Here is an 11,857-nt window from a genome sequence, read left to right on the forward strand (position 1 = left end):
ATTGCGAAAGGAGAGCCTCTTTTGTCTAAATTAAGAAAACAAAGCCGCCAACTGATTTACGCTGGATTGACGGGAGCAGGAGCAATCGGTTTGTTGTTTGGGGCATATGTCATTTACAATGTCAAAACCATGAGTGATACGAGGTCTGAAGTGGAGGCCCGATACTCATCAGCCTACGAACAAAAAGAAGCTGAATTGATGCAACAATGGAACTCGGGGGCACAGGGATGGGTGACAATACGGGATGTTGAAGCAGGAGAGTCGATATTGCCCGAGGATATCAAACTCATAGCCGTTCCGGATGCACAGGCACCAAGGAATCTTTGGTCCAGCTCCAAGCAGATGGATGGTCAAGTGGCGAAAATAGAATTAAAAAAGGGAACAGCCATTACAACTGAAATGGTGTATGAAGATACCCCGGCACCGCCGGATCTAAGGAATCGTGAACTACAGGTTGTGTTATTACCTTCTTCACTTGCTAAGGGAGACATCATTGATATTCGTATTCAGTTTCCAACGGGTCAAGACTACATTCTCCTGTCCAAAAAGAAAGTCCAAAGATTAAATGCAGCTACACTATGGATTACGATGACGGAGGAGGAGATCCTTTCCCTTTCAAGTGCAATTGTAGATGCCTATTTACATAAAGCTTCAATCTATGCCTTAACCTATGTAGAACCACAGTTCCAGACACCAGCGATTCCGACATACCCTGCTAACAATGAAGTGTTAAAACTGCTGGAGAGTGATCCTAATCTTGTACGTCGGGCTGAAGTGGAGTTAGCGCGGCAAGTACGGAGTTCGTTAGAAAGCTCACTCGCCGCATCCATCTCAGCGCCCTCCCAAGGTGTGGAGCAGGACGTTGCACAGTCCTCCGTTTCATACAATAGTCGCCCTGGAGCGAATAACTCTTCATCTACTGATGGGGTCATCTGGAATGATGGTTCTGGTAGCGGCGGAACGACGGGTACAGGGAGCAATGATTCTTCAGCATCTGCTTCAAGTGCGGATGAGCAGAAAAGCTTGCTGACGGGCGGGGAGTAAAAAGCAGGAAAAACCATTTATTATTCATGTAACAACGTTTAAAAGAAATTAAAAGGAGATTCGATAGCTATGCAAACATGGATCTTTGCTGGGTTATGCGAGAAGAATGACCTGATGCTGTACCTTTGCAAAATACTGGCGTCCTCCGGTAAACGTGTCTTGCTTGTTGATGGAACATTACAGCAGAAATATGGATACGGCGTTGGGGAAAGTCAGCAATCTCTGCGTATTACAGAATTTGAAGGTTTTGATATCGCATGTCAGTTCGTAACTTCAACAGCGGTTGAGAGTCATCTTGAAGCGAGTGGCGAGAAATTGGAAAGTTATGATTACGTCCTTTACGACATGGAAACATCACACTTTGCGTCACGTGATCTATGGCTCACGGCAGATATCCGTGTCTGGGTCAGTGATTATGAACGTTACAATCTGGAACGGGGCAAAGGCTGGCTCAAGCGGTTGCTTGAAGAACAGTCCCTACCAGCAGAACTACCATTTCAGCGCATTTTGATTAATGCCGTTGATTGCAAACTGGAAGCTCGATATTTGTGGGCGTATCTGGAAGGTAGTCCATTTGTATGGATAGGAGAATCGCTGATGTTGCCTTGGGATGAACTGACTGCAGCAGTCAAACTGGAAAACGAGCATCATCGTCGGATACGTCTGGGGCCGTTATCACGGAACTATAAAAAATCGTTATGCAGGTTAGTGGAGCAGTTGACCGGATGGGAAAATGTCCAGAGTCGCCGGGCCATTAAAGAAGCAGAAAGGATGAGGGCATGAGCACCATTACGTTTTGGAGTCCTTTTGCAGGAACAGGCAGCACCTCAAGTGCGTTGATCGGCGCCTATGCGATGGCCCTTCAATATAGGACAAGAATTTTGCTTGTAAATACAGGTCCAGTCGGGAGCAGCACAGAAGCTGCCCTTCCACCTAAAGAAATAGAGGACACGGGATCCGTATTTACATTCGAGGAGGGGGGATGGGATGCTGTGGAACGGCTGCATATCAGCGGGAGTCTGAACAAGCATAATTTGAGGGATTATACCAAGCCGCTCCTCAATGACCGTCTGGATTTGTTGACTGGCAGAATTAATCGATTGGAACGTTCAACAGAAGAGCATGTGGAGACATTAAAAAGGCTGCTGCACGTAGCCAATGAATATTATGATCTGGTTCTTCTCGATGCAGATCGCGCAGGCACTTGTGACCAGGTTCTGCTGGATCAAGCTGACTATGTTGTGGTGAACCTGAATCAAAATATGAGGGATCTGGAGTATTTTTTTGAAAAAATCAGACCCGAGAGCATGAGTGATCAGAAACTGCACATCGTGCTGAATAAGTATGATCCTCATTCACGCGCAACCATCACCAATATTCGTCGGCGTTTTCGATACAAAGGCTCGATATCAGTGTTGCCTTATACCACCGGATTTCTGGATGCCTTCAATCGTCGTGATGCGGCTGCGTACTTGCAATTGGAAGGTCTGAGCAACAATAAAGATATTCGTAAAGGGAGCTTTGCCGCAAGTATGGCTGAACTCGCTCGTCTTATTATGGATGGAGCAGGGATGCGTACCGTACTAAAAAGGCTGGAAAGGGGAGCCTGAACATCTGATGCTCTGGAATACCCTATGGTTAATTTTAATTTTGCTGTTATGTCTTGCGTATGTTTGGTTCAAATACAGAGCTTCCCATCGTGAAAAAAATAACCGTGCTCCTGAGCGCGAATCCTTCACGATTGAAGTGCTGACAGAGAAAGTAAAGAACTCGCTTCATGAGCTTAGTCATAGTCAACTTGCTGATGCAGGATTGCATGAAGAAGAATATCGCCGAAGAATCAATCAGCGTGCCGAGATGCGCAAGGCGCTTAAAGGTTGTGTATCAGGAAGCATCAGTGATAAAACGTATGTCAAAAACCTGATAGGTGATCTGCTTACCCGCAGTATAGGACTGAATAAGTCAAATATCGATGAGGTCATATATTTTGGAGAAGCTGAGTTACTGACGGTTCAGGATCAATTCGAAATCGTGTTTTATCTATACCGGCAGCAATTTGGTGTCGATGCCTTGTCACGCATGATTGACACTTATGATCTTGGCAGATTGAGGCTGAGTGAAGGTGCAGACGACGGAGGAAGTTACTATATCTCCGAGGAGGACATCCGATATGTGTTTGAGTGTGAGTATAGAGAGCTTGGCTTCAGAGAAAAAACGGATATCATTGTTCAACGCATCTACCAGCATTACAAAGGCTTCTCGGTGGTTGATGAAATAAGAGATCAACGAATAGATGGCGTTAGTGGTGGTGTAAGTGGCATGTTGGATGCACTTCAGGATATGGGGCTACGGCAGCCAGCTTCGTGGAATGATCTGCTCACGGATGGACTTGAAGATGCTCCCCTTGAAGAACCACTTACTGGAATGGAAAGTGTCTGGATTTTCTATAAAGGTAAGTCCATTCATCTGTCCTTCCTGTCGTTTGGCAATATCCGTGAACTGAAGAGGGTATGTCAAAATATTTATAAATACAACTATCCGGGACAGCTTTCGGAAGCAAATGGATACAAGGTGAACGAGATGAAGGATGGATCACGTGTCGTTGTTGTGCGTCCTCCCTTTGCCGAATCATGGGCATTCTTTGTCCGGAAATTTGATATTCCCAATGCTTCACTGGAACAGTTGATTACTGGTAACAACGCAGATCTGCCAATCACTTTGCTGCAATATTTGATGAAAGGTAGTCGAATCACAGCTGTAACAGGAGCACAGGGATCGGGTAAAACGACACTACTTATGGCAATGGTGAAGCATATTTACGCTTCGTATACCCTGCGTGTACAGGAGATGGCTTTCGAGTTACAGCTTCGGCGTATATACAGTCGGCGTAACATACTAAGCTTCCGGGAGACGGAGCACATCTCAGGTCAACAGGGACTGGACTTACAGAAAAAGACGGATGGTACTGTAAATATTCTCGGTGAGGTCGCAAGTGACGAAGTAGCCGCATGGATGATTCAGATGTCCCAGGTTGCCAGTCTGTTCACCCTGTTTACCCATCATGCCAAAACGTTTCGTGATTTGGTTTTCTCCCTCCGTAATTCACTGCTCAAAACAGGTATGTTCCAACATGAACATATTGCCGAGGAGCAAGTAGTAAGTGTCATTAATTTCGATGTACATATGAAAAAGGACGCAGAGGGACGAAGATATATCGAACGAATTACGGAGTGTCTGCCACGTGCGAATAAAGGGGATAGCGTGGAGGAACGGGCGGGATTTACGTTTCGCAATGTGATCGAGTACAAGGATGGCAATTACGTCATCACAGCTCCGATCTCCATAGGAAGCATTACGGATATGCGGGATCAGATGACACTGCAGGACGCTGCGCTGTTCGAACAGTTCATCAAGCAACATTGGGGTGATACCTATGACCGTTAAGATAGCTCTTCTGTTGGTGTTGGGGATATGTGCAGGTGGCCTGATAATCACGCTACTTGTACTGAACCTGTTACGTCACAGAGGAGGAGACAATGCAAGTAAATCTATCGGGATCGCTACGCTAAACGGCACTCGTACGCTGCGGTGGGGATCGGTCCTGTTACAGTCTTATCGGTGGGGCATGAAAGTGCCGCTATTCTCTGCTTATATTTTACAAGTACAGAAACGAATCTCATTCCGGCATGTAGGCGACGAACCAGCATTAAGACGAATGACTATGAACGTGGTTCTAATTATCTTCGGAGGATACGGGAGTATCAGTGTAATCCTTTTCCTTATGCAGCCGGGTATCGCCTTTGTTATATTGTCGGTACTCTGCGCTGTAGTTCTAAACAGCCTTGTACTGGATATGTGTCTGAATCGTATGGAGAAGCGACTTTTGGTACAGATGCTGGACCTGTTTGCCGACGTGAGACATCGGTATCATCAGCATGGAATGGTAGAGGAGGCACTTTATGAAGCAGCGGAAACAGGTAAAGGAGAGGCTGCCGAGCAAGTGCTGTTGATCTATGAAGCATTGACTTCTCCGGATCCGAACGAAGCTTTGGAACGGTACTATGAGATTGCGCCAAATCGCTTTCTTAAAGGTTTTGCCGGTATTTCATATATGGTGATGGAGTTCGGGGATAAAGATAGAGCACAGGGTTCGATTTACTTGAAAGGCTTGGGGAATCTGACACAGGAAATTCATCTGGAGATTTTGCGGCGGGACAAATTGGACTATCTGTTAAAAGGGTTGAATATCATCGCCCTAGCCCCCGTTCTATTCACAGCTCCAATCGAACGTTGGGCCAGAGGAAGTTTTCCGACTATGGATGAATTTTATCGCAGCAAAATCGGGTTTGTAACCAAAATATCGATCTATGTCATTATCATACTTGCCTACCTGCTTTTGCAAAGACTTCAGCAATATGATGAAACCCGCTATCGGACAGGGCGCAAACACTCCAGAATCGATCAGTTTCTATACAGGCAGACGTTCATTCGTAAAGTCGCGATGTTGTTCGTGGCCAAACCTGGCAGTACCAATTACAGTCAAACCGTAAGACTGATGCGGGAAAGTAGCTCGGAACTGAAATATGAATGGCTGGCGATACGAAGGCTGATGTTATTTGTAAGTTGTTTTGTCCTGACCATTGGATGTGTCTTTCTGCTGCATCAGGTTGAACGAAATCATATTTTACATGATCCTGTGAGAGATGACCGGATGTTTGGCGCGATGGGAGAGGCGGAGTTGAAGCAGGCTACCGAGAAGACAAGCTTGGATCAAGCTGTACTCGAGCGCATCGAAATGAAGCGAGGAGCAACTTTTGATGAGATATCCAATGCATTGCAGTCCGTAAATCCCGTTCCACTGGAGCATGATGCACAGACTGAAACTATCGCACGCATCCTGCAGAAGCTGGAAGGTTACAACAAGCAATATCTCCACTGGTGGGAGTTAATTATTGCAATGATGATAGGTTTAGCGGGTTATCACATGCCGATCTGGCTCATGATGTTCCAGCGCAAGATGAGAAGCATGGACATGAGGCATGAAATCTATCAGTTTCAGACGGTTATCTCAATCTTGCGAGAGATGGACCGTATGTCTGTAGAGGAAATACTGGAATGGCTCAATCGCTTTGCTGTTATTTTCAAAAGACCACTGCAAAAATGTCTGTTGCACTTTGAACATGGGCCGGAGCATGCACTTGAACAATTGAAAGAAGATGCAGGTCTGCCTGAATTTCAGCGTTTGGTTGAAAAACTGCAACTTGCACTTGGGAAAATTTCGATTCGAGAGGCATTTGATGATCTGGATAGTATGATGGCCTTTTATTTTGAACAACGGAAGCAGGAATACACCAAGATGATTGATGTTAAAGCATCATGGGGAAGAATGATCGGGTTTACACCGATGTATGCCCTGATCTTCCTCTATCTGGTCATTCCGCTGGTAGGCATGAGTTTCCTGCAAATGAACATTTATTATGAACAGATTCAGAAACTGTAACGACCATGTACGTCACAGTCTGAAATAAATTAAAAACGAAATAGGAGGATTTATCATGAACAATGCATCAAGCGCTTTAAAGGTGGCAGCAGGCATCTTTCTGACCATCGCCCTTATTACGATTGTGGTTCTATTGTTTATTTCGGCTCAGGAGGCAACCAAAACGGCACAGAACAATTTTGCCGATATTCAGACCGAGTTGTCCCAAGCTGCATTTACCGTGTATGACGGAACAACCATTAGTGGATCACAAGTCACAAACGCGTTGCGTAAATATGCGGACAAGGATCAGTTCGGTATTCAAGTTATTACAGGTAAAAACAAGGGAGGTCAATGGTATGGCAATCAGTTGAACATATCCCAGGATCTCAATAATGCAGATTACGGTTCAGTGATTTCTCCAGATGATAAAGTAGGGATTATTAATCAAACTATGAGTGAAAAAGACAACCAATATGTCAATCCAAGTGGTAAATTCAAAGCAATTATCGTAAAAGACAGATCCAATGTGGTAAGAGGGCTTATTTTCCAGCAATCCTGACAGGAGTTGGTTTAACATGTCCCAGAATACACAGCAGCTCATGTTGTTCTGTACGGCGGTTGTCCTATTTGTGACAGCCTGCCTGTATGGGCAGCAGAATGTTCGGGTTCTATCAGACGTTTTGAATCACTTGGTGCAGACGACAGCAGATATGGAAGGACGGCTTAATACCACTCTGCGTATAAGTGAGCCAATCCGTTATAGTGGTGCGGAAGTGTTGCACACTGTGAGGCAAATGACAGGGACAACGGTCAGCGTGGAGGTGGACGGGATTGCATATGTCATTGATCCCCTTGTAAACAGAAGAGGAACCATTCCTGTCCAGCTTGCTGCTTCGTATAGACCCGAGTTCATAAGAAGTGAGGCTGGCGAACTGCTGAAGATTGCATTTTGGAAGGAGGCCAGTACACCTTGATTAACGCTGCATCCAAGCTGCTTGCTGTTTTGCTGGCAGTGATTTTGCTTTATGTATATCCGGCAGCAGAGACTGCAGATCGACAGGATGACATGGCACGCATGACCGTTGTTCAGACGGTTACCCGTTTTGTTGATGCAGTCAGAACAAAGGGATACATTTCCCCTGTCATGTATACAGAATTCGAAGAACAGATGGCCCGAACGGGGAATGCCTATGAGATTTCCATGGAGCATTTGCACAAAAAATATGTTCCTCATTACTCAGATCCGATGGATCAGAGCACATTTTCTGGCACCTATGAAACTGTACAAGATGGCTATTATTCAGCCCAAATTAAAGCAAAGCTGTTTCCTTCGTCCGGTGTGCTAGCTTTAGACGATCCTGGGCGCAGATATACACTGGCAATGGGGGATTTCTTCACTGTAACCGTCAAAAATACCAATCGCACACCTGCCATGTTGATTCGTGAGTGGTTGAACGGGTCTGCACAGGCTGCAGCCGTGTTTACCACATATGGGGGTATGGTGCTCAATGAAGATTACTGATCTTTCTATTGTGTTTGTGCTTATCTTTTTACCTATATTCTGGGTTATTTCTCATAATACAGACAATGCCCAAGAGGCACAATATTTAAGCAATCGATATAAGATGGCACTTCAGACTGCTGTACTGGATGCAGGGGCTGTGATGCATCAAAATGAGAAGCAAGACGATGAAGCAGGGTATGATTCGACCAAATTTGTAAAAGCGGACAAAGAGCTTGCCTTGACTACCTTTACCCAAACACTGGCGCTAAATATGGGGATTCAGGATGATCCTGCTGCTATACGGGCCATGTTTAATTACATTCCTGCAATGGTCGTGCTGGATTATGATGGTTATTATATTTTGGCGAACGAAACTGAGATGACGGGTGATCTTGAAGATTCATTCCGGCAAGTTTGGAGTCCTAAAAAGCCCTATACATATTCTGATTCAAATGGTAGCAGTATTAACTTCACACTCGATGGGTATGTGTATGCCTATGATGCAGGCTTGGGCATGTGGGTTGAGGGTTTCCAGAAAGAACTGGCCTCCAGCACACAAATCCCTCTGCTTCAGAATGCCGAGACGTTTGAGCAGGTCAGACGAGGCCGAATCGTGACAAGTGTGCAGGAAGATTTGGCAGATGTTATTAACCGGCATAATGAGTTTGCAAGAAGGAATGGCGTTTCCTACACCTTTACCATGCCTTTGATTTCTCAGGAAGACTGGTACAATTCGATTAATGATACGGGGCTGATGGCGTTTATTCAGGGAATACCTGTAGGTAACCAAAAGATTAACAATTATGCCATTGGTGGTGGCAGACTGGTGAAGAAAACAGCGATCGTTGGCGGAGTTGATCCTGTAAGTGGAATTAAATACTATTACCCTTCCACATGTAGCAATGGTTACAGAGCCGAAGAAGTGTTTACAAATGCCAAACAAGCGGCAGCACAAGGTTATTTTGAGTATAACTGTTCCATAAATTAAAGGCAGTTTGTTTGTAATATAAAAGCGAGGTTGCATGAGATGTTTACATTACTTTCAGAAAAGGCGACACCTGTGCTAAAATAGGGTTTCGGAACGATAGTAATGTCCAATAGATAGGAGCAACCTCATCTTATGAGTTTATTGTCAGTAGAGAACGTGAGTCACAATTTTGGAGACCGCACGTTATTTAAAAATGTATCTTTTCGTTTACTTGCCGGAGAGCGTGTAGGTCTTGTTGGTGCAAATGGTGTGGGTAAGTCCACACTGATGAACATTCTTACCGGGAAATTGTTAAAGGACGAAGGGAAGGTCGAATGGACCCCAAAAGTTCGTTATGGATATCTGGATCAGCATACCAAGCTCACGCCTGGAAAAACGATTCGTGATGTGCTTAAGGATGCGTTCCTGCCCTTGCTTGAGTTGGAAAAAGAAATGATGTCTATTACGGATCAGATGGCAGACGCCGATCCGGACAAGCTCGAATTGTTGCTGGAAGAAATGGGTGACATTCAAGAGCAATTGGAGCAAGGTGATTTTTATCTGATCGATGTGAAAGTGGAAGAGATGGCGAATGGACTTGGATTGTCCGCCATCGGTCTAGATCGTGATGTGGCCGCGCTTAGTGGTGGTCAGCGTACGAAGGTATTGCTTGCCAAGCTTTTACTGGAGAAACCCACAGCTCTTTTGTTGGATGAGCCGACGAACTATCTCGATGTGGAACACATTGAATGGCTGACGCGTTACCTGAAGGATTACCCGTATGCGTTTATTCTGATTTCGCATGATACAGAGTTTATGAATGAGGTCGTTAACGTTATTTATCATCTGGAATTTGCCAAGTTGACGCGTTATGCAGCGAACTATAACAAATTCCTTGAAATGGCCGACATGAATAAGGCGCAACATATTGATGCTTATGAGAAACAGCAAGAGTTTATCAAGAAGCAGGAAGATTTCATTCAGCGGAACAAAGCCCGCGCTTCCACTTCCGGTCGTGCCAAGAGCCGTGAGAAGCAGCTCGGCAAGATTGAACGGATTGATCGTCCAGACGAAGCGGCCAAACCCACATTCAAATTCAAGGATGCCCGGGCGAGTAGTAAAACCGTCTTTGAGGGTATTGATTTTGAAATCGGATATTCATATGCATTATTGCCTAAAATGACGATGACTATTGAGCGTGGCGAGAAAATTGCCATTGTTGGATGTAACGGTGTAGGTAAATCCACACTGCTCAAGACGATCTTGGGGAAAATCCCACCAATTAGCGGTAAGACTTTCTTGGGGGACTATCTGGAAACAGCCTATTTCGAACAGGAAGTACGTGCAGGTAATATTACCCCGATCGAAGATGTGTGGAATGAGTTTTCTCATCTGACACAGAATGAAGTCCGGGGCCATCTCGCACGTTGTGGATTAAAAAATGAGCATATCACCCGCCCGCTTAACGCGCTTAGTGGTGGTGAACAAGCCAAGGTTCGTTTATGTAAGCTTCTGATGCGTGAAAGTAACTGGATTTTGTTCGATGAGCCTACAAACCATTTGGATGTAACCGCTAAAGCAGAGCTGAAACGTGCCCTGCAGGAATTCAAGGGTACCGTGCTGCTCGTATCCCATGAACCTGAATTTTATGAAGGTTGGGTAACCAAAACGTGGGATGTTGAAGCTTGGTCCGACAAACAATAGTTTCTACGAAATTCTTTGCACCAGAAACAGCAACTTCGTTAACTACATGACTTCAGCAATGGTGAACAACGTAATTCATGGAAATGTACGGTGACAAAAAAAGGTGTCTATGGTAACATAGGCTACAGCTTCATATGAACACTAGGGGGGCCGCACGATGCGGCTGAGATGGAAGAATGCGATTCCGGACCCTTTGTACCTGATCTGGATCATACCAGCGTAGGGAAGTGGCGCGTTTCAGCTAATGACAAAGAGCTTTATCGTTGACTTTGCGATATTGCCTGCAAGATGAATCATGCAGTTCTATGTATACAGCGTTGCGACTATGGATGGTTTCTATAGTTGTTGTGCGTTATGTATAGAGTAATTGCATGCGACAGTCATTCAGTTGATCCATGAATTTTAAATTCGTGGCCACTCCCCTACGGGAGTGGCTTTTTTGTTGTTGTATATCAGCTTAAATCATGCAAGAGGAGGGCGAATAGGACGGTAATCTTCCACGAACATGTAATAACAAGATCATTCGAACTGCATGTGGTTTCACCAGGTACAGGAGACTTGGGCTCTTTTCTGAATATTGCTAAGGGTATATGGCGGTGGGTCGATTATATCCACATTCGGGAAAAAAAGCTGACCCTTGAAGAACAGATGTATTGGGCGCAAGGTCTAAAAACACAAGGTGTTCCATCTGACCGAATCATTATGAATGGCTCAGATCAGCTGGATCAATATGCTTCAATTGGTGGTGTGCATTGGGGTCAAGCAGTTACTCGCAGCTATGATAAGGATGAGTTGAGGAGAGTCGATCGGCTGCGCGTAGGCATATCGGTTCATTCTCTGGAAGAAGCAAAAGTTGCAGAAGAACAGGGAGCGGATTATCTCTTTTATGGGCATGTCTATGCTTCAAATAGTAAACCGAATTGCGAACCCAGAGGGCTAAGTGCGTTAGCTGAGGTATGCTCTAATGTTTCGATTCCCGTGATCGCGATTGGCGGGATTAGTCATGAGAATATTGCTGCCATTCGAACTGCTGGTGCTAGAGGAGCCGCTGTAATTTCAACGATTTGGACGACCGATAAGCCGGAAGTAGCTGCCGCTTCATTGCGACAGGCGATCACGGATTCAGACAAGTACGCCGGACCAAGGAGATGAAGAT

General features: G+C 45.1%; 11 protein-coding genes and 1 riboswitch. All 11 genes read left to right on the forward strand.

Annotated features, from left to right (window positions below; translation table 11 throughout):
• Window positions 1-21: 21 nt before the first annotated feature.
• The 11 genes from CRO25_RS03240 to CRO25_RS03290 all read left to right on the forward strand — a co-directional run bounded on the left by CRO25_RS03240 (window position 22) and on the right by CRO25_RS03290 (window position 11,853).
• Entirely contained in the window at window positions 22-1,044 is a 1,023-nt protein-coding gene (locus CRO25_RS03240) for an SAF domain-containing protein (protein WP_063562848.1), read from the forward strand.
• Window positions 1,045-1,113: 69 nt separating this feature from the next.
• Window positions 1,114-1,827 (forward strand): hypothetical protein, encoded by a 714-nt coding sequence (locus tag CRO25_RS03245; protein WP_063562847.1) that lies wholly within the window; start codon window positions 1,114-1,116, stop codon window positions 1,825-1,827.
• The gene (locus tag CRO25_RS03250) at window positions 1,824-2,654 is read left to right on the forward strand and encodes an AAA family ATPase (RefSeq protein ID WP_079693928.1); all 831 of its coding nucleotides are present in this window, start codon (window positions 1,824-1,826) and stop codon (window positions 2,652-2,654) included. The genes CRO25_RS03245 and CRO25_RS03250 overlap by 4 nt, the downstream gene beginning before the upstream one ends.
• A gap of 7 nt (window positions 2,655-2,661) precedes the next feature.
• On the forward strand, window positions 2,662-4,488 hold the full coding sequence (locus CRO25_RS03255; protein WP_063562845.1) for an ATPase, T2SS/T4P/T4SS family: 1,827 nt from the start codon (window positions 2,662-2,664) through the stop codon (window positions 4,486-4,488).
• Window positions 4,478-6,544 carry a hypothetical protein gene (locus tag CRO25_RS03260; protein ID WP_063562844.1) on the forward strand — a complete coding sequence of 689 codons (2,067 nt, stop codon included), beginning with the start codon at window positions 4,478-4,480 and terminating at the stop codon, window positions 6,542-6,544. The genes CRO25_RS03255 and CRO25_RS03260 overlap by 11 nt, the downstream gene beginning before the upstream one ends.
• A gap of 55 nt (window positions 6,545-6,599) precedes the next feature.
• Window positions 6,600-7,085 carry a hypothetical protein gene (locus CRO25_RS03265; protein WP_063562843.1) on the forward strand — a complete coding sequence of 162 codons (486 nt, stop codon included), beginning with the start codon at window positions 6,600-6,602 and terminating at the stop codon, window positions 7,083-7,085.
• Between the two features lie 16 nt (window positions 7,086-7,101).
• Complete coding sequence (locus tag CRO25_RS03270; protein ID WP_079693927.1) at window positions 7,102-7,500, forward strand: hypothetical protein; 399 nt, start codon at window positions 7,102-7,104, stop codon at window positions 7,498-7,500.
• Window positions 7,497-8,048 (forward strand): hypothetical protein, encoded by a 552-nt coding sequence (locus CRO25_RS03275; RefSeq protein ID WP_064637150.1) that lies wholly within the window; start codon window positions 7,497-7,499, stop codon window positions 8,046-8,048. Before CRO25_RS03270 ends, CRO25_RS03275 begins: the two co-directional genes overlap by 4 nt.
• A complete protein-coding gene (locus tag CRO25_RS03280) occupies window positions 8,035-9,018 on the forward strand; it encodes a hypothetical protein (protein ID WP_079693926.1) in 984 nt (327 codons plus the stop codon). The genes CRO25_RS03275 and CRO25_RS03280 overlap by 14 nt, the downstream gene beginning before the upstream one ends.
• A gap of 132 nt (window positions 9,019-9,150) precedes the next feature.
• The gene (locus CRO25_RS03285) at window positions 9,151-10,701 is read left to right on the forward strand and encodes an ABC-F family ATP-binding cassette domain-containing protein (RefSeq protein ID WP_063562839.1); all 1,551 of its coding nucleotides are present in this window, start codon (window positions 9,151-9,153) and stop codon (window positions 10,699-10,701) included.
• 133 nt (window positions 10,702-10,834) lie between these two features.
• Window positions 10,835-10,944: riboswitch (TPP riboswitch) on the forward strand.
• A gap of 291 nt (window positions 10,945-11,235) precedes the next feature.
• On the forward strand, window positions 11,236-11,853 hold the full coding sequence (locus CRO25_RS03290) for a thiamine phosphate synthase (protein ID WP_179132076.1): 618 nt from the start codon (window positions 11,236-11,238) through the stop codon (window positions 11,851-11,853).
• Window positions 11,854-11,857 lie beyond the last annotated feature (4 nt).

This window comes from Paenibacillus sp. RU5M (assembly GCF_900221055.1).
Lineage (GTDB): Bacteria > Bacillota > Bacilli > Paenibacillales > Paenibacillaceae > Paenibacillus > Paenibacillus marchantiae.